At 66.8% G+C, this 18,066-nt stretch carries 21 protein-coding genes; 12 read left to right on the top strand and 9 right to left on the bottom strand.

Annotated elements, in window-relative coordinates; all coding sequences use genetic code 11:
• Window positions 1-24: 24 nt before the first annotated feature.
• Entirely contained in the window at window positions 25-498 is a 474-nt protein-coding gene (gene smpB, locus KF796_13060) for an SsrA-binding protein SmpB (GenBank protein MBX3587563.1), read from the bottom strand.
• A gap of 84 nt (window positions 499-582) precedes the next feature.
• Between smpB and KF796_13055 the strand changes: the two genes are divergently transcribed.
• Window positions 583-1,023, top strand: a complete 441-nt coding sequence (locus KF796_13055) for a type II toxin-antitoxin system RatA family toxin (protein ID MBX3587562.1) — start codon at window positions 583-585, stop codon at window positions 1,021-1,023.
• The gene (locus KF796_13050) at window positions 1,016-1,363 is read left to right on the top strand and encodes an RnfH family protein (GenBank protein ID MBX3587561.1); all 348 of its coding nucleotides are present in this window, start codon (window positions 1,016-1,018) and stop codon (window positions 1,361-1,363) included. Before KF796_13055 ends, KF796_13050 begins: the two co-directional genes overlap by 8 nt.
• 19 nt (window positions 1,364-1,382) lie before the next feature.
• Here KF796_13050 and KF796_13045 read toward each other — a convergent pair whose 3' ends face one another.
• Window positions 1,383-1,898, bottom strand: a complete 516-nt coding sequence (locus KF796_13045) for a DUF4124 domain-containing protein (protein MBX3587560.1) — start codon at window positions 1,896-1,898, stop codon at window positions 1,383-1,385.
• A gap of 137 nt (window positions 1,899-2,035) precedes the next feature.
• Between KF796_13045 and guaB the strand changes: the two genes are divergently transcribed.
• From guaB to KF796_13005, 8 genes are all read left to right on the top strand, one after another.
• A complete protein-coding gene (guaB, locus tag KF796_13040) occupies window positions 2,036-3,505 on the top strand; it encodes an IMP dehydrogenase (protein ID MBX3587559.1) in 1,470 nt (489 codons plus the stop codon).
• Window positions 3,506-3,570: 65 nt separating this feature from the next.
• Complete coding sequence (lysM, locus tag KF796_13035; GenBank protein MBX3587558.1) at window positions 3,571-4,068, top strand: peptidoglycan-binding protein LysM; 498 nt, start codon at window positions 3,571-3,573, stop codon at window positions 4,066-4,068.
• Between the two features lie 71 nt (window positions 4,069-4,139).
• Window positions 4,140-5,759: a glutamine-hydrolyzing GMP synthase gene (gene guaA, locus KF796_13030; GenBank protein ID MBX3587557.1), complete on the top strand. Its 1,620-nt coding sequence runs from the start codon at window positions 4,140-4,142 to the stop codon at window positions 5,757-5,759.
• A 243-nt stretch (window positions 5,760-6,002) separates the two neighbouring features.
• Window positions 6,003-7,001 carry a GAF domain-containing protein gene (locus KF796_13025; protein MBX3587556.1) on the top strand — a complete coding sequence of 333 codons (999 nt, stop codon included), beginning with the start codon at window positions 6,003-6,005 and terminating at the stop codon, window positions 6,999-7,001.
• Window positions 7,002-7,053: 52 nt separating this feature from the next.
• On the top strand, window positions 7,054-7,689 hold the full coding sequence (locus tag KF796_13020; protein ID MBX3587555.1) for an FMN-binding negative transcriptional regulator: 636 nt from the start codon (window positions 7,054-7,056) through the stop codon (window positions 7,687-7,689).
• A gap of 10 nt (window positions 7,690-7,699) precedes the next feature.
• Window positions 7,700-7,924 (top strand): hypothetical protein, encoded by a 225-nt coding sequence (locus KF796_13015; GenBank protein ID MBX3587554.1) that lies wholly within the window; start codon window positions 7,700-7,702, stop codon window positions 7,922-7,924.
• A gap of 105 nt (window positions 7,925-8,029) precedes the next feature.
• On the top strand, window positions 8,030-9,400 hold the full coding sequence (gene tadA, locus KF796_13010; GenBank protein ID MBX3587553.1) for a tRNA adenosine(34) deaminase TadA: 1,371 nt from the start codon (window positions 8,030-8,032) through the stop codon (window positions 9,398-9,400).
• Window positions 9,397-10,329, top strand: a complete 933-nt coding sequence (locus KF796_13005) for an LD-carboxypeptidase (protein ID MBX3587552.1) — start codon at window positions 9,397-9,399, stop codon at window positions 10,327-10,329. Before tadA ends, KF796_13005 begins: the two co-directional genes overlap by 4 nt.
• A gap of 12 nt (window positions 10,330-10,341) precedes the next feature.
• Here KF796_13005 and KF796_13000 read toward each other — a convergent pair whose 3' ends face one another.
• Window positions 10,342-10,686, bottom strand: coding sequence for a hypothetical protein (locus KF796_13000; GenBank protein MBX3587551.1), 345 nt, complete (start codon window positions 10,684-10,686; stop codon window positions 10,342-10,344).
• Window positions 10,687-10,938: 252 nt separating this feature from the next.
• Here KF796_13000 and KF796_12995 point away from each other — a divergent pair, with 252 nt between their 5' ends.
• The gene (locus KF796_12995; GenBank protein MBX3587550.1) at window positions 10,939-12,372 is read left to right on the top strand and encodes an aldehyde dehydrogenase family protein; all 1,434 of its coding nucleotides are present in this window, start codon (window positions 10,939-10,941) and stop codon (window positions 12,370-12,372) included.
• 52 nt (window positions 12,373-12,424) lie between these two features.
• Window positions 12,425-13,381: an adenylate/guanylate cyclase domain-containing protein gene (locus KF796_12990; GenBank protein ID MBX3587549.1), complete on the top strand. Its 957-nt coding sequence runs from the start codon at window positions 12,425-12,427 to the stop codon at window positions 13,379-13,381.
• A gap of 92 nt (window positions 13,382-13,473) precedes the next feature.
• Here KF796_12990 and KF796_12985 read toward each other — a convergent pair whose 3' ends face one another.
• The 6 genes from KF796_12985 to mltG form a co-directional block, all read right to left on the bottom strand.
• Window positions 13,474-14,133 carry an ankyrin repeat domain-containing protein gene (locus KF796_12985; GenBank protein MBX3587548.1) on the bottom strand — a complete coding sequence of 220 codons (660 nt, stop codon included), beginning with the start codon at window positions 14,131-14,133 and terminating at the stop codon, window positions 13,474-13,476.
• Complete coding sequence (locus KF796_12980; GenBank protein MBX3587547.1) at window positions 14,130-14,936, bottom strand: TatD family hydrolase; 807 nt, start codon at window positions 14,934-14,936, stop codon at window positions 14,130-14,132. Before KF796_12980 ends, KF796_12985 begins: the two co-directional genes overlap by 4 nt.
• Window positions 14,937-15,008: 72 nt before the next feature.
• Window positions 15,009-15,377: a PilZ domain-containing protein gene (locus tag KF796_12975; protein ID MBX3587546.1), complete on the bottom strand. Its 369-nt coding sequence runs from the start codon at window positions 15,375-15,377 to the stop codon at window positions 15,009-15,011.
• A gap of 23 nt (window positions 15,378-15,400) precedes the next feature.
• The gene (locus KF796_12970) at window positions 15,401-16,390 is read right to left on the bottom strand and encodes a DNA polymerase III subunit delta' (protein ID MBX3587545.1); all 990 of its coding nucleotides are present in this window, start codon (window positions 16,388-16,390) and stop codon (window positions 15,401-15,403) included.
• Window positions 16,387-17,052, bottom strand: coding sequence for a dTMP kinase (locus tag KF796_12965; GenBank protein ID MBX3587544.1), 666 nt, complete (start codon window positions 17,050-17,052; stop codon window positions 16,387-16,389). The genes KF796_12970 and KF796_12965 overlap by 4 nt, the downstream gene beginning before the upstream one ends.
• Entirely contained in the window at window positions 17,049-18,059 is a 1,011-nt protein-coding gene (gene mltG, locus KF796_12960) for an endolytic transglycosylase MltG (protein ID MBX3587543.1), read from the bottom strand. Before mltG ends, KF796_12965 begins: the two co-directional genes overlap by 4 nt.
• Window positions 18,060-18,066: the final 7 nt, after the last annotated feature.

The raw sequence follows: 18,066 nt of genomic DNA, 5'->3' as shown, positions 1-18,066 counted from the left end.
TTGTCTGCGGGCCGCCCGGGCCGGTCAACGGTGGCGGCTCTTCATGGCGCGCTCGACCTCGCGCTTGCCTTCGCGGTCCTTGATGGTGTCGCGCTTGTCGTGCTCGGCCTTGCCCTTGGCCAGCGCGATGTCGCATTTGACCTTGCCGGCCTTCCAGTGCAGGTTCAGCGGCACCAGGGTGTAGCCCTTTTGCTCGACCTTGCCGATCAGCCGGCGGATCTCGTCCTTGTTGAGCAGCAGCTTCTTGGTGCGCACCGAATCGGGGTTGACGTGGCTGGACGCCGTCTTGAGCGGGTTGATCTGGCAGCCCAGCACAAACAGTTCGCCGTTGCGGATCACCACGTAGCCGTCGGTGAGCTGCACCTTGCCCTCGCGCAGGGCCTTGACTTCCCAGCCCTGCAGCACCATGCCCGCCTCGAAGCGTTCTTCGAAGAAGTAGTTGTAGGCCGCCTTCTTGTTGTCGGCAATGCGGGCGGCGGTATCGGGTTTCTTGGCCATGCGTTTATCTGGGGGTCCGCGGCCTCAATACAATTGCGCCGTGGGCCGCGATTCTACGTTCCCGGGCCCACGTCTCCCCAGTTCATGAAACACGTCCACAAGTCCGTCCTCATCTGGTACAGCGCCGAAGAGATGTTTGCCCTGGTGACCGATGTGGCGGCCTACCCTGAATTTCTGCCCTGGTGCGACCATGCCACGGTCCTGGAAGCTGGCGACGCCGGCATGAAGGCCGAGATCGGCCTGTCGTTCGGCGGCATCCACCAGACCTTCACCACGCAAAACGACCACACCCCGGGCCGCGCGGTGGCAATGAAGCTGGTGGACGGACCCTTTTCAAAGCTCGACGGCCAATGGCGCTTTGTGCCGCTGGGCGATGGCAGCCAGCGCGCCTGCCGGGTGGAACTGGACCTGCGCTACGGCTTCGACAACGCGGCGCTGGGCGCGCTCGTGGGCCCGGTGTTCGACAAGATCGCCGGCAACCTGGTTGATGCCTTTGTCAAGCGGGCCGAGCAGGTCCATGGCTGATGAGGCGCTGATCCGGGTCTGCGTGGCCTACTCCGACGCACCGCGCTCGGTCCATGAATGGCCGCTGGTGCTGGGCACGGGCGCCACGGTGGCCCAGGCGATCCAGGCCAGTGGCCTGCAGGCGTTGCTGGGCGGCCAGCTTTCGCGGGATATGGCTCTGGGTGTCTGGGGCCGCAAGGCCGGGCCGCAACAGGTGTTGCGCGACCAGGACCGCGTTGAGATCTACCGGCCCCTCACGGTGGACCCCAAAGTGGCCCGGCGGGAGCGGTTTCGCAAGCAGGGCGCACGGGGCGCAGGCCTGTTTTCGCAACGCCGGCCAGGGGCCAAGCCCGGCTACTGAGTGCCGGGAGCGGCCGCGCTCAGGCCTTGCATTCGTTGGAAACGATTTCCTGGACGCGCTGGGTTTCGCTCGCGCGTTCCTTGTCACCCATGAATTCCATCTCGCCCTTGGAGTTGGCTCGGCGGATGCGTTCACCTGAATTCAGGGCGGTCAGGGCCTGCTTGGCCTTTTCACAGTTCTTGGCGCGGGCGGCCGCGGCCTTTTCTTCTTCGGCTTTCTGCTTGGCGGCTTCTTCCTGCTCGGCTTTCTTCTTCTTTTCCTCGAGCTCCTTGTCCTTGCCACTCAGTTTGGGGGCGGCGGGCGCGGAGGCGGCCTTGGACGCAGGCGCCGCACTGGCCACCGGCGATTCAGCACCCGGTGCAGCGGCGGGCCGGCCGGCGGGTTGCTTGAGGATCTTCGCCGCGGGAACGTCGTTCGGCGGGGGCTGGTCGCTGAAGACCTTGCGGCCATCCTTGTCGAGCCACTGCCATTGGGCCAGAACCAGGGCCGGCGCCAGCAGCAGCGCGCCAAACCATGCGGTGCGAATGAATTTCATGCTGGCAGTTTAGCGCTGGCCGAACATGGATTCACTTTTTTACACGTGATGGCGTTGCGCCGCGGCACCGGGGTTCGGGACCGGCCTTCGGGTAAGTACCAAGCGCGCGGGTACAATCCGTTTTTTGGAGCTTTCACATGCGCCTTCTTGGAAAAGCGCTCACCTTCGACGATGTGTTGTTGGTGCCAGCGTTCTCCCAGGTCCTGCCCAAGGACACGTCCCTCGCGACACGCCTCTCCCGAAACATCACCCTGAACCTGCCGCTGGTATCCGCCGCCATGGACACCGTGACCGAGGCGCGTCTGGCCATTGCCATGGCGCAGGAAGGCGGCATCGGGATCATCCACAAGAACCTGACCGCCCAGGCCCAGGCCGCCGAGGTGGCGCGGGTCAAGCGCTATGAGTCGGGCGTGCTGCGCGACCCGGTGATCATCACCCCCACGCACACCGTGCGCCAGGTGATGGACATGCAGGAGCAGCTGGGCATCTCGGGCTTCCCGGTGTGTGACGGCGGCAAGGTGGTGGGCATCGTGACCGGGCGCGACCTGCGCTTTGAAACCCGCTACGACGTGCCCGTGAGCCAGATCATGACGCCACGCGACAAGCTGGTCACCGTGAAGGACGGCACCACGCTGAGCGAGGCCAAGGCGCTGCTGAACAAGTACAAGCTCGAGCGCCTGCTGGTGGTCAACGATGCCTTTGAACTCAAGGGCCTGATCACCGTCAAGGACATCACCAAGCAGACCAGCTTTCCCAATGCCGCGCGCGACCCCGCGGGCCGGCTGCGCGTGGGCGCCGCCGTGGGCGTGGGCGACGGCACCGAGGAGCGTGTGGAGGCCCTGGTCAACGCGGGCGTGGACGCCATCGTGGTGGATACGGCCCATGGCCACAGCAAGGGTGTGATCGAGCGGGTGCGCTGGGTCAAGCAGAACTACCCGCAGATCGACGTGATCGGCGGCAACATCGCCACCGGCGCCGCCGCATTGGCGCTGGTCGAAGCCGGCGCCGACGCGGTCAAGGTCGGCATTGGCCCGGGATCGATCTGCACCACCCGCATCGTGGCCGGCGTGGGCGTGCCGCAGATCATGGCCATTGACAACGTGGCCACCGCCTTGCTGGGCTCGGGGGTTCCGCTGATTGCCGACGGCGGCATCCGCTACAGCGGCGACATCTCCAAGGCCATCGCGGCGGGCGCCAGCAGCGTGATGATGGGCGGCATGTTCGCCGGTACCGAGGAGGCACCGGGCGAGATCGTGCTGTACCAGGGCCGCAGCTACAAGAGCTACCGCGGCATGGGCTCGATCGGGGCCATGCAGCAGGGCAGCGCCGACCGCTACTTCCAGGAAGCGACCACCGGCAACCCCAACGCCGACAAGCTGGTGCCCGAGGGCATCGAGGGCCGCGTGCCTTACAAGGGCTCGATGGTGTCCATCGTCTACCAGATGGCGGGCGGCGTGCGCGCCAGCATGGGCTATTGCGGCTGCGCGACCATCGAAGACATGAAGAACAAGGCCGAATTCGTCGAAATCACCTCGGCGGGGATTCGCGAAAGCCACGTTCATGATGTGCAGATCACGAAAGAAGCGCCCAATTACCGCGCCGACTGAGTTTGCGCGCCGGCGTGACACGCCGGCGGGTTACAACCGGGTCCTCAACCAACCAGGAGCAACACATGGGAATGATTTCTTTTTTGAAGGAAGCCGGCGAAAAGCTGTTTGGCAAGAAGCCCGAGGTGGCAGCCGCCATTGCCGAGCCGAGCAACGAGGAAAAAATCGCGGCGGCCAATGCCGCGGCGTCCGAGGCCATCAAGACCTACATCCGCACGCAGAACCTGCCGGCCGATGACCTCACCGTGAGCTTCAATGGCGCCGACCAGATCGTGACCGTGAGCGGCCTGGTGGCCAGCCAGGAGATCCGTGAAAAGATCGTGCTGTGCTGCGGTAACGTGCAGCATGTGGCCGGCGTGGCCGACGAGATGCAGTGCAGCGAGCCGGCCGACGAGTGTGAATACCACCTGGTCAGCAGCGGCGACACGCTCAGCGCCATTGCCAAGCGCTACTACGGCAATGCCAACGCCTACATGCAGATTTTTGAAGCCAACAAGCCCATGCTCTCGCACCCGGACAAGATCTACCCGGGGCAACTGCTGCGCATTCCGCCCAAGGCATGACGCCTTTGCTGTTTTCATGAACCCCGGGGCCGGAGTCTGACTTCGGCCCTGCTTTTTTTGCGCCCCTTTCCATGCAGCACGAAAAAATCCTGATTCTCGATTTTGGTTCCCAGGTCACGCAGCTGATCGCCCGCCGCGTGCGCGAAGCCCATGTGCTCAGCGAAGTCCATCCCTGCGACGTGACCGATGACTGGGTTCGCGACTATGCCAGGGATGGCTCGCTCAAGGGCGTGATCCTGTCGGGCAGCCATGCGAGCGTCTACGAAGACACCACCGACAAGGCGCCGCAAGCCGTGTTCGAGCTGGGCGTGCCGGTGCTGGGCATCTGTTATGGCATGCAGACCATGGCGCACCAGCTGGGCGGCAAGGTCGAGGGTGGGCACAAGCGCGAGTTCGGTTTTGCGTCGGTGCGCGCGCGTGGCCATACCGCCTTGCTCAAGGACATCGCGGACTTCACCACGCCCGATGGGCACGGCATGCTCAACGTCTGGATGAGCCATGGCGACAAGGTCACCGAACTGCCTCCGGGCTTCAAGCTCATGGCGTCCACCGACAGCTGCCCGATTGCCGGCATGGCCGATGAAGCGCGGCGCTTCTACGCCGTGCAGTTCCACCCCGAGGTCACGCACACCCAGCAGGGCAAGGCCATCCTCGAGCGTTTTGTGCTGGGCGTCTGCGGTGCGCGGCCCGACTGGGTGATGCGCGACCACATCGCCGAAGCGGTGGCAAAAATCCGCGAGCAGGTGGGCGACGAGGAGGTCATTCTGGGCCTGTCCGGCGGCGTGGACTCGTCGGTGGCGGCGGCGCTGATCCACCGGGCGATTGGCGACCAGCTGACCTGCGTGTTCGTCGACCATGGCCTGCTGCGCCTCAATGAGGGCGACATGGTCATGGAGATGTTTGAAGGCAAGCTGCACGCCAAGGTCATCCGGGTGGACGCCAGTGAGCTGTTCCTGGGCAAGCTGGCCGGCGTCAATGACCCGGAAGCCAAGCGCAAGATCATCGGCGGCGAATTTGTCACGGTGTTCAAGCAGGAAGCGGCCCGGCTCAAGGCCGGGACGGGCGGGCACAAGGGCGCGACCTTCCTTGCGCAGGGCACGATTTACCCCGATGTGATCGAGTCTGGCGGCGCCAAGAGCAAGAAGGCCGTGACCATCAAGAGCCACCACAACGTCGGTGGCCTGCCCGAGCAACTGGGCCTGAAGCTGCTCGAGCCCCTGCGCGACCTGTTCAAGGACGAGGTTCGCGAACTCGGCGTGGCCCTGGGCCTGCCGCCCGAGATGGTCTACCGCCACCCGTTCCCGGGCCCCGGGCTGGGCGTGCGCATCCTGGGCGAGGTCAGGAAGGAATACGCCGACCTGCTGCGCCGGGCCGATGCCATCTTCATCGAGGAACTGCGCAATTTCAGGGACGAAGCCGCGGGCAAGAGCTGGTACGACCTGACCAGCCAGGCTTTCACCGTGTTCCTGCCGGTCAAGAGCGTGGGCGTGATGGGCGATGGCCGCACCTACGACTATGTGGTGGCACTGCGTGCCGTGCAAACCAGCGATTTCATGACGGCCGACTGGGCCGAGCTGCCCTATGCGCTGCTCAAGAAGGTGTCGGGCCGCATCATCAATGAAGTGCGCGGCATCAACCGCGTGACCTACGACGTGAGTTCAAAGCCGCCTGCGACCATTGAGTGGGAATAGTGGCCGCAGCCCTCACCCACATCTCAGCGGCAATGTCCAGCGCTCGGCCAGCCCGGGCCAAATAACCCCTCGGCCTCCATGCAGGCTCAAGCCCCCGTGCTTGCGGGCGGCCCTGCATGCGATGCCGCCCAACCCCCCGCTAAAGCCTTCCCCTATCCCGGCTAGGCAATTTGCCTACGGCCCGGGGGAGGGCGCTGCCTACATTCATGCCATCACGCAACAAATGCTTACATGGAGGCAGACATGCCGAGTATCCAGATGGTTGAAAGAGATGTTCAGCACATTGAGCTGCCCCTTGGCGACCGCAGCGTCTGGTTTCCGCGTGACGAACGGTTTGACCGGATCGCGCGCACCGCGCTGCGCCTGACGGACCGGGGCGAGAGCCTGGTCTGCATCGTGGACGAGGGCGCCCAGTGGCTGCTGTCGGCCCAGGGCCTGGACGCTGGTGAAGCCGGGCTTGGCGTCTCGATGTGCAACCGGGCGGTGCTGCAGGGCAAGGTGTTGATGGTGCCCGACATGCGCAGCGACCCGCGGTTCTGGGACAACCCCCTGGTCACGGGCAAGCCGTTCCTGCGTTCCTATGCGGGCGTGCCCCTGAGCCTGGAGCGGGGCGTCCAGTCGGGTGCCATCTGCCTGATGGACCCTGATGTGGGCGCCTTTCGCTACCAGGATGTCGAGGTCCTGCAGGACATGGCCCGCATGGCCGAGGCCGAGCTTCGGGTCACGGCCCTGGCCAAGGCCAACAAGCGGATGCAGGAGTGCCTGGGCCGGCTGGAGCCGCACACCCGGCTGGACCCGGCCACCGGCTGCTGGAACGTTCGCGCGTTCCGCGATCTGGTGGGCAAGGCCGTGCGCGCCGCGGCGGGCGATCTGTCCACCCTGGGGCTGTGCTATGTGCGCGTGCGCAACTTCGACGCCTCGCCCGTGGCGGGGCGGCCGGGCCGTCCGGATGTGCTCCGGCGCCTGCTGGGCCAGGTGCTGGGCAGCCGCCTGCCGGCCCAGGGCGCGCTGGCCAGCCTGGGCGGCGCCGACTTCTGCGCGCTGGTGCCGGGCGCCACGCCGCTGGAGGTGGAAGAGCGGCTGGCCGCTTTCACCTACCCCCAGCTGGCGCTGACCGCGCCGGGCCTGCGCGTCGATCTGGACCTGCGCCTGGGCTTTGGCCTGGCGCTGCTGCACGAAATGCCGCCGGGCGCTTCGGCCACGGAAATCTGGGCCACCGCGCTGGCCAATCTGGAGGGCTGAGCGGGCGGGGCCGTGGCCGGCGACCGCCCCGCGGTCGCGGCACAATGGCTCCATGTACCAGCCCCCGCAATTCAAATCCAGTGATGCCGCGCAGGCTGCGCGGCTGATGCGCGAACACCCCTTCGCGAGCCTGATCTCGAACGACGACGAGGGCCTGCCCTTCGTCACGCATCTTCCCCTGCATCTGGAAGAGCGCGCCGCGGGGGAGGGCGCCGCCCCAGGCTGGGTCCTGCTGGGCCATTGCGCCAAGCCCAACCCGCACTGGCGCTACCTTCAGGCCCGGCCCACGGCCGTGGTGAGCTTCATGGGCCCGCATGGTTACCTGTCGCCCAAGGTCTATCCCGACCTGGTCCGCGTCCCGAGCTGGAACTACCTGGCCGTTCACTGCACCGTCGAAGCCACGCTGGTCGAGGACCCCCTGGCCAAGGACAGGCTGCTGAAAAAGCTGATCGGCGACCACGAGCCGCCCTATGCCGAGCAGTGGCGCGGCCTGGGCGAGGAGTTTGCGCACAAGATGCTGGCCGGCATCGTGGGGTTCGAGCTTGCCGTGAAATCCGTGCAGTGCAAGATCAAGCTCAACCAGCATCGCCCGGAGTCCCACGCGGCCATGAAGGCGGCCTATGCCCAGGGTAATGACAACGAACGCGGCCTCGCGGCCTGGATGACCGGCCTCGGGCTGGGTAACTGAAGGAGTTCACATGCGTGCGATCTTTGGGGTTCTCGGGCTGCTGGTGGTGGTGCTCATCGTCGGCATGCTGGCCAAAAAACAGCTCAGCGCCGTGTCGGCGCCGCCCGCCATGCCCGCGGGCGTCTCGGTGCCGGCGGCCCCGCCCGGCGCCACGCCCCAGCAGCAGGTCGACCAGTACAAGCAGGCGGTGGAAGGGGCCTTGCAGCAGGCGCGACCCATGCCCGACGACAAATGAGGCGAATCAAGTGCCAAACAGGGCTGGAGTCCAGGCGGGGCGGCCACTCCCAGCTACAAAATGAATAGCAAATTGCCCGCCGACCCGCCATTGGCCGAGGCCTTCATGCGGCTGGCGCTGGCGCAGGCGCACGAGGCCGCCGCGGCTGGCGAAGTGCCCGTGGGGGCCGTGGTGGTGCGTGGCGGCGAGGTGATCGCCACGGGCCGCAACGCCCCGGTGGGGGCGCACGACCCGACGGCCCACGCCGAAATTGCCGCCTTGCGCGCGGCCGCCGCGCGGCTGGGCAACTACCGCCTGGACGACTGCGATCTGTATGTGACGCTGGAGCCCTGCGCCATGTGCGCCGGGGCCATGCTGCATGCGCGGCTCAGGCAGGTGGTGTTTGGCGCGCCCGATCCCAAGACCGGCGCCGCGGGCTCGGTCGTCGATCTTTTTGCCGAGCCCCGGCTCAACCACCAGACCCGGCTGCAGGGCGGGGTGCTCGCCGCCGAGTGCGGTGGCCTGCTCAGCGGCTTCTTCAAAACCCGGCGACAGGAGACCCGAATGACCGCTTCCCCCCTGCGTGACGACGCGCTGCGCACCCCCGACGAGCGGTTTGCCGACTTGCCCGGCTACCCTTGGGCGCCCCATTACCTCAGCGACCTGCCGGCACTGGCCGGCCTGAGGATGCATTACCTCGATGAGGGCCCGGGCGCCAACGGGCAGGGCGCGGCTCCCCTGACCTGGCTGTGCCTGCATGGCAACCCGGCCTGGAGCTACCTGTACCGCAAGATGATTCCGGTGTTTCTTGCGGCGGGCCACCGCGTGGTGGCGCCCGACCTGATCGGCTTTGGCAAGAGCGACAAACCCAAGAAGGACGAGGCCCACACCTTCAGCTGGCACCGCCAGGTGCTGCTGGAGCTGGTGCAGCGGCTGGACCTGCGCCAGGTGGTGCTGGTGGTGCAGGACTGGGGGGGCCTGCTGGGCCTCACATTGCCCATGGCCGCGCCCGACCGCTACACCGGCCTGCTGGTGATGAACACCGCGCTGGGCACCGGCGACCTGCCCTTGGGCGCCGGTTTCCTGGCTTGGCGCGAGATGTGCGCGAAGAACCCCGACTTTGACATCGCCCGGCTGTTTGCCCGCGGCAACCCGCAGATGAGCCCGCAGGAATGCGCGGCCTACAACGCGCCCTTCCCGGACCGGGGCCATCGCGCCGCTCCGCGCGCGTTTCCGCCCATGGTGCCGGAGTTTGCGGACTCGGATGGCGCCGCGGTGTCGCGCGAGGCCCGTGAGTTCTGGCAGACGCGCTGGAACGGGAAAAGCTTCATGGCCGTGGGCGCGCAGGACCCGGTGCTGGGCGTGCCGGTGATGCGTGGCCTGCAGCAGCTGATCCGTGGCTGCCCGCAGCCCCTGGTGCTGGAACAGGCCGGGCATTTTGTGCAGGAGCACGGCGAGCCGGTGGCCCAGGCGGCGGTGGGATACTTCGCCCCGTGAAAAAACATATCTACATCTTCTCGCCTTCGAGCGCCGTGCGCGACAAGGCCTCGTTCAAGCGCGGCCTGGCCCGGCTCAAGTCACTGGGCCACGAGGTCGAGGTGGACGAAGCCGCCCTGCGCAGCCACATGCGCTTTGCCGGCGACGACGAAACCCGGCTGGCCGCCATCCACCGCGCGGCCGCCAGTGGCGCCGACGTGGCACTGATCTCGCGCGGCGGCTACGGCCTCACGCGGCTGCTTCCCGCCATCAACTACAAGGCGGTGGCCAGGTCGGTCGCCGGCGGCACGCGCTTTGTTGGGCTCAGCGACTTCACCGCGTTCCAGAACGCCCTGTTCGCCCGCACTGGCGCCGTGAGCTGGGCCGGGCCGGCGCTGGGCGAGGACTTTGGCGTGGACGGCACGCCCGACGACATCATGGAAGCCTGCTTCGATGACCTGGTCTGTGGCCAGGGCGAAGGCACGGGCTGGCAACTGCCGCGCAACACCCCGCCGCTACCCGCGGGCCGCGACGGTGTCTGGCATGCCAGGGACGCCGTGCTCTGGGGTGGCAACCTGGCCATTGTGGCCAGCCTGGTGGGCACCCCCTGGCTGCCGGCGGTCAAGAAAGGCGTGCTGTTTCTGGAAGAGGTCAACGAGCACCCTTTCCGGGTCGAGCGGATGCTGACCCAGCTGCTGCACGCCGGTGTGCTGGGCGCGCAGAAAGCCATCGTGCTGGGGCAGTTCACCAATTACAAGCTGGTCCCGCATGACCGCGGCTTCAAGCTGCAGACCGTGGTGGACTGGCTGCGCAGCCGCCTCAAGGTGCCGGTGCTGCAGAACCTGCCGTTTGGCCATGTGGCCACCAAGGTGGTGCTGCCTGTGGGCGCGAGCGTGAACCTGGCGGTCGAAGGGCGCGACGCTTTTCTTCTCTGGGGGCACCGCCACTGAGGGCGCCAGGCTTCAACCGACCAGTGAGCTGGCGCGTGAGGTCAGGCTGGCGGGCAACAGGCCCTTGAACAGGGAGGTGAGCCGCGCGACCCGGGCCCGGGCCTCGGTTTCGCCATGGGTGGCCGACAGCGCGGCCATCAGGTCGCCGCGCAGGTACCACAGGGCCTGCACGTCATTGGCATAGCGCACGCGCCGGGTGATCTGCGGAAAATGCTTGGCACCCGACTCCCCGAGCAGGTCGAGCATGGCCTGACGAATATCTTCCGTCCCGTTTTCAAGGGTCGATTCTGACGGCGGACTCGGGTTGCCGAGCAGGCCATAAATGCTGCTTCGCAGACTGGGTTTGATCCAACGCATGGGCCTTTTTGTCCTCAGGGAACAAATTTGCTATGTGGTACGACAAGTTATGTCGAGCTTGCGGGAAGAGCAAGTCGTTTCTGTGACGTAGTTAACGGAAAACAACATGGAAAATCAATGGCTTGGTAACGAATCGTGAAGCCGTTTCTATTTGTTGCCCTGCGGTAGTCCTTTTGAATTCATTGGCGTCGAAATTCAGTAAAAATGCAATTTACTGCATAATTGTTCAATTCACCCCGTGCAGGAAGCCTCATGAAAACCTACCCCTCCCACTACATCAACGGCCAATGGGTCAAAGCCCAGTCCCCCGACACCTTCACGGTACACGACTCGAGCACGGAAGAGGTGATGGCCACCGTGCCGGCGGGCACGGCCGACGAAGCCACCCAGGCCATTGAGGCCGCGCGCGCCGCCTTTGACGCCTGGGCCGCCTTGCCGGTGGAAACCCGGGCGGCATTCATGGACAAGGTGTCCGCCGGGCTGAAGGCCCGCATGGACGAAATGGGAACCGCGATTGCGCGCGAAGTCGGCATGCCGCTCAAGCTGGCCAAGCCCGTTCAGGTGGGCGCGCCGGTGTGGAACTGGGCCAACTTTGCCAAGGTGGCGCGGGCTTTTGAATGGGAAGAAGAAGTGGCCGGGCCCATGGGCAAGTCACTGGTGGTGCGCGAGCCCATTGGCGTGGTGGGCTGCATCACGCCCTGGAATTTTCCGCTGAACCAGATCACGCTCAAGGTGGCGCCCGCCCTGGCCGCCGGCTGCACCGTGGTGCTCAAGCCCAGCGAAATTGCACCGGTCAACGCCATGATCCTGGCGGAGATCATCCACGAGGCCGGGCTGCCGCCCGGCGTGTTCAACCTGGTCAACGGCACCGGCCCGGTGGTGGGCGAGGTGCTCGCCACGCACCCTGAAGTCGACATGGTGAGCTTCACGGGCTCCACCCGTGCCGGCAAGCGCGTGGCCGAACTGGCCAGCCAGACGGTCAAGCGCGTGGCGCTGGAGCTGGGCGGCAAATCCGCCAGCGTGCTGCTGCCGGACGCGGATTTCGAGGCCGCGGTCAAGGGCACCATTTCGGCCTGCTTGCTCAACAGCGGCCAGACCTGCTCGGCCCACACGCGCATGCTGGTGCCCGAGAGCCGCTATGAGGACGTGAAGGCACTGGCCCAGGCCGCCATTGCGCGCTTCAGCGTGGGCCCCAGCCTGGACGAGTCCACCAAGCTCGGCCCGCTGGTGAGCGCGGCCCAGCGCGACCGCGTGGTGGCCTTCATCGAGCAGGGCATTGCCGAGGGCGCCGAGGTCATCGCCGGTGGCCCGCAGCGGCCGGCGCAGGACAAGGGCTACTTCGTGCAGCCCACCATCCTGCGGGTCCAGCCGGGTGACACCCTGGCGCGCGAGGAAATCTTCGGCCCGGTGCTGGTGGTCATCACCTACAAGGACGAGGACGAAGCCGTGCGCATTGCCAACGACACCATCTACGGACTGGGCGGCGGCGTCTGGAGCCAGGACCAGGGCCACGCCATCCAGGTGGCGCGGCGCATCCGCACCGGGCAGATCGACATCAATGGCGGGCCGTTCAACGGCAATGCCCCGTTTGGCGGCTACAAGCAGTCGGGCAATGGCCGGGAAAACGGCAAGTTCGGCTTTGAGGAGTTCCTCGAGTACAAGGCCCTGCAGATCAAGGCCGGCTGAGGCCGCGCACCGATGCTCTAAACTCGTGACGTAACAACTCCACGGTTCGGGCATGGGTGTCAATACCACGGTCGTCTTTGCTGATCTCACGGGCAGCACCAGTGTTTTTGAAATGCTGGGCAATGCCAAGGCCACCGAGGCCATCACCCGGCTGACCCAGTGGATCAGCCAGGTCTGCGAGGCCCACGACGGGCGCGTGGTCAAGACCTTGGGTGACGGGGTGCTGGCGGTGTTTCCGCGGCCCCGGGACGCGGTGGCCGCCGTGGTGGAACTGCAGCGCAACCACCTCAAGCGCATCCTCAACTGGCCCCCCAAGATCCGCATGCGCTTGCAGGTGGGCGTGGCCTGCGGCGAGGTGGTCGAGGTCGATGGCGATTGCTATGGCGATGCCGTGAACGTGGCCTCGCGCCTGTCTGACCTGTCGGGTGCCGACCAGATCTGGGCCACCGATGTGGTGATCAGCGAGGTCCTGGCGCCCGAAGACGGGGTGCGCTTTCGCAGCCTGGGCCCGGTCAACATCCGCGGCAAGGCCGAACCGCAGGTGCTTTACCGGATCGAATGGCAGGAGGAGGTGGTGTCTGAACTGCTGACGGCGCCGGCCTCCCTGGACATGCTCAAGCCTCGGGCTGACACCGTGCTGGGCCAGATCGAGTTGTCGTGGCTGGACGTGAACGCGGCGTTCCGGTCCAGCGAACTGCCCATCCACCTGGGCCGTGTCAGCGAGGCCGAGTTCGTGGTCAACGACCAGCGCGTCTCGCGGCTGCACGCCAAGATCGAATGGCGAAACAATACTTTTGTGCTCAGTGACCTGAGCAGCTACGGCACCTGGGTCCGGTTCACCGGCAGCGACACCGAGCAGGCGCTGCGGCGCGGCGAATGCGTGCTGCATGGCAGCGGCGAGATCGCGCTCGGCGCGCCGTTCAGCGACTTCACCGTGCCCACGGTCAATTTCAATCTGTCGGGCGGGGCCGTCGAACTGGCACATCGGGCGGGACCGAGCCGGGGCTGAAAAGCCGTTTTCGGTTCCTCTCTGCCAACTATCGTGTTTGATACGATGTATATTATGTTAAGTCAAAGAGATGGGTGGAAAAGGCGATCCGCCTACCACTTCCCCTTGGGCTGCCGGGCCCGCACAAACTGGGCGATCAGATCGGCTGCATCCTTGCGGTTGGCGCTCTGGGCAAAGTCGATGGCCGTCAGGCCAGCCTGGTTCTTGAGCAGCGGATCGGCGCCGGCTTCGAGCAGCAGCTTGACGGCGGACACCGAGCCGTAGTGCGCGGCCATCATCAGCGGCGTGGTGCCGTTGGGCGATTCGGCATCGATGTAGGCGTTGTGCTCCAGCAGCAGGTTCATGATCTCCAGCTGCGAGCGCGTGGCCGCGTAATGCAGCGGCGCCCAGCCCGGCTTGTTGACGTCGGCGTCGCGCGCAATCAGCTGCTTGACCAGCTCCAGGTGGCCCTTGAGCGAGGCCATCATCAACGGGCTTTCGTCCTGGGCGGTGCGCACTTCCACGTTGGTCTTGGGCCAGGCCACCAGCACGCTGGCCACCTTGAGCGACGGTTCGCGCAGCGCCAGGTACAGGCCCGTCAAACCGTCCGGTCCTGGCGTGTTGGGGTCAAAACCGCGCTGCAGCAGGCTGGTCACCGCAGCGGCATCGTCGCGCTTCACGGCGATGAAAAAGTCTTCGTAGGAGCCGGCTGCGGCCGATCCAAACCCCATTAAAACAACAAGATATAAAAGCTTTTTAAAGTAACTTCTCATGATTGAACCGCGCTGAACAGGCGCTCAAAATTGCGGCTGGTCACCTCGGCAATCTCCTCAACAGGCAAGCCGCGCAGGCTGGCCAGTTGCCGCGCCACATGCGGCACGTAGGCCGGGGTGTTGGTCTTGCCGCGGAACGGCACCGGAGCCAGGTAGGGGCTGTCGGTCTCGATCAGCAGCCGGTCCAGCGGCACAAAGGCCGCCACATCGCGCAGGTCCTGAGCCGTCTTGAAGGTCAGGATGCCCGAGAACGAGATGTAAAAGCCCAGGTCCAGCGCGGCCCGGGCCACCTCGGCGGTCTCGGTGAAGCAGTGGAACACGCCCCCCGCCGCGCCCGCCGAGCCGTCTTCGCCCTCTTCCTTGAGGATGGCCACGGTGTCGGCCGATGCCGCGCGGGTGTGGATGACCAGCGGCTTGGCGACCTCGCGCGCCGCGCGGATGTGGGTGCGAAAGCGCTGGCGCTGCCATTCCATGTCGGCCACGGTGCGGCCGCCCTTGCGCTCGTCCATCTGGTAGTAGTCCAGGCCGGTCTCGCCGATCGCCACCACGCGGGGCTGCCGGGAGCGCTCGACCAGGTCCTGCTGGCTGGGCTCGGTCACGCCCTCGTTGTCGGGGTGCACGCCCACGGTGGCCCAGAAGTTGTCGTGCGCCAGGGCCAGCGCATGGACGGTGTCGAACTCTTCCAGCGTGGTGCAGATGCACAGCGCGCGGTCCACACCGGCCTGCGCCATGGCTTCGCGGATCTGCGGCAACTGGGCAGCCAGCTCCGGAAAGCTCAGATGGCAATGGGAATCGACAAACATGCGGGTTTGAGCATCAAAAATGGCTGGAGTCCATGCCTGGCGGGCATGCAGCGCTATCAGAACCGTAGCAGATCAGATGGTCTGCGTGGGCCGTTCAGAGGCCAGGTGCCCGCCCAGCACTTCCTCGATCTTGAGCTTGAGCAGCCTGGACTTTTCGTCGGACGGAAACCGGATGCCCACGCCCTGGGTGCGGTTGGCGGCGCCGCGCGCGGGCGTGACCCAGGCCACCTTGCCGGCCACCGGGTAGCGCTGCGGGTCGTCGGGCAGCGAAAGCAGCACGTACACATCGTCGCCCAGCTTGTAGTCGCGCGTGGTCGGAATGAAGATGCCGCCGTCGGCAAACAGCGGGATATAGGCCGCATACAGTGCCGCCTTCTCCTTGATGGCGAGCTGGATGACGCTGGGGCGCGGCGTGTTGGATGCGGGGGCGGGCGTGCTCATGGTGGGGCTTCCTGGGCTCGAGTTTAGGCCAATCTGAGGGCGCGGTGCGCCTGGCTGGTCAGGGCTTCCAGCATGAGTCCGGCGTTGAACGGGTGTTCGACCGTGCGCGCCGTGCGCGACAGCTCGCGCGACCAGGCGCCCAGCGCGGCCAGGTTGCCCGAGGGCGGCAACTGCGCCGGCTCAAAGAAGCGGGTGGCCCCGCCCACCTGAACGGCCATCAGGTCGTGGCACAGCTTCTGCAGCGCGTCCACCGCCTGGGCCGGCGTGAGCCCGGCCAGGGCCGAGGCATCCCCCCGGGCCACGGCCTTGGGCAACAACGACCAGGCCTTGGGGTCCCGGCCCGAGCGGGCAAACAGCAAGGCGTCGTCGGGCCGGCCGCCCGCGGCGCGCAGCAGGGCGGTCGCATCAGCGGGCGGGACGTCCTGCGTGGCCAGCCAGGCCAGCGCCTGAGCCGTGTCGGGCCAGACCATGGTGTGGCCCAGGCAGCGGCTGCGGATGGTGGGCAGCAGCTGATGGGCGGCTTCGCTGGCCAGCACGAATTTCACGTCGCCCGGCGGCTCCTCCAGCGTCTTGAGCAGCGCATTGGCGGTGACGTGGTTCATGCGCTCGGCCGGGTACACCAGCACCGCCTTGCCGCGGCCGCGCGCGCTGGTGCGCTGGGCAAACTCCACGGCGTCGCGCATGGCCTCGACACGGATCTCGCGGCTGGGCTTGCGCTCCTTGTCGTCGATTTTTTTCTGCGCCGCCTCCGACAGGGGCCAGCCGAGGTCCAGCATCACGGTCTCGGGCATCAGCACGCACAGGTCGGCATGGGTGCGCACGTCGATCGCGTGGCAGCTGCCGCATTCGCCGCAGGCGCCCTGCTCCGTGGGCCGCTCGCACAGCCAGGCCCGCACCAGGCCCAGGCCCAGCGCGTACTGCCCCAGGCCCGAAGGCCCCTGCAGCAGCCAGGCATGGCCGCGCTGGCTCAGCAGGGCCTGCTGCTGGCGCAGGATCCAGGGCGCGGCGCTCATGGCGGGCCCCCGTTGGCGGCCACCATGATGGCCAGCCAGCCACGGCGCACAAAGGCGCTGGTCAGCTGCTGCCAGACCTTGTGGCGGTCCTGCGCCGCGTCAACCCGCGCAAAGCGCGTGGGCGCGGCGGCCGCCCGGCGGGCATAGCCATCGGCCACGCGGCGGAAAAAGTCCACGGGCAGGGCCTCGAACCGGTCGGGCACGCGCGCGTCGGCCAGGCGCTGGGCGGCCACTTCGGGCGCCAGGTCAAACCACACGGTCAGGTCGGGCTGGCGCAGGCCACCTTCGGGGCGGGCCTGCACCCATTGCTCCAGCTGGCCGAGCACGGCCAGGTCAAAGCCCCGGCCACCGCCCTGGTAGGCAAAGGTGGCATCGGTGAAACGGTCGCACAGCACCACGTCGCCGCGGGCCAGCGCGGGCTCGATCACCTGCTGCAGGTGGTCGCGCCTGGCCGCAAAGATCAGCAGTGCCTCGGTCAGCGGGTCCATCGCGTCGTTGAGCACCAGGCCGCGCAGCTTTTCGGCCAGCGGGGTGCCGCCGGGCTCGCGCGTGAGCGTGACGGACCGGCCCTGCGCCCGGAAGGCCGAGGCCAGGCCCTCGATGTGGGTGGACTTGCCCGCGCCGTCAATGCCCTCGAAGCTGATGAACAGGCCGCGGCTCATGGCGGGTTGCGGCTGCCGCCGCGCTGGTATTGGTTCACCGCCCGATTGTGCTCGTCCAGCGTGGCGCTGAAATGGCTGCTGCCATCGCCGCGCGCCACAAAGTACAGCGCCTTGCCGGGTGGCGGTTGCACGGCCGCCAGCAGCGAGGCCTTGCCCGGCATGGAAATGGGCGTGGGCGGCAGGCCGGCGCGGGTGTAGGTGTTCCAGGGTGTGTCGGTCTGCAGGTCTTTCTTGCGCAGGTTGCCGTCAAAGGCCGCGCCCAGGCCATAGATCACCGTCGGGTCGGTCTGCAGCGGCATGCCCACGCGCAGCCGGTTGTTGAACACGCTGGCCACCAGCGGCCGGTCGCTGGCCTTGCCGGTTTCCTTTTCGATGATGCTGGCCAGGATCAGCGCGTCGTCGGGCGTCTTCACGGCCGCGTCGGGGCTGCGCAGTGCCCAGGCGGCCTCCAGCCGCTTGTCCATGGCGTGCAGGGCCCGGCGCAGCAGGGCGATGTCGCTCGATCCCCTGGAATAGGTGTAGGTGTCGGGGAAAAACCGGCCTTCGGGGTGGACACCCGGGCGGCCCAGCAGTTTCATGATCGAATCGTCGTCCAGTCCACGTGTGTCGGGCTTGAGCTGCTCTTCTTTTGATAGCGCCGCGCGCACCTGGCGGAAGTTCCAGCCTTCCACCAGCACCAGCGCGCGCAAGGCCTCCTCGCCACGCGCAAGCTTGCGCAGCAGGCGGTAGGGCGTGATGCCGTTGCCCAGCTCGTAGCTGCCGGCCTTGATCTGCCGCCCCTGTCCGGACAGGCGGAACCAGAGGTACAGCAGTTCGGGCTGCACATCCACCCCCGCATCGGCCACGGCCTGGGCCACGCCGCGCGGCAGGGTGCCGGGCTCGATGGACAGGTCCACCGTGGGGGCCGGCAGGCGCAGCGGCTGGTACACCCACCACAGGCCGGCGCCGGCAATGGCCATGGCGGCCAGCACGACCAGGAAAAAGGCCCAGATGAATAGTCGCCGCAAACGCTGC

The sequence above is a fragment of the Ramlibacter sp. genome, assembly GCA_019635435.1.
GTDB lineage: Bacteria > Pseudomonadota > Gammaproteobacteria > Burkholderiales > Burkholderiaceae_C > JAHBZM01.
This window is presented reverse-complemented; position numbering and strand designations above follow the sequence as displayed.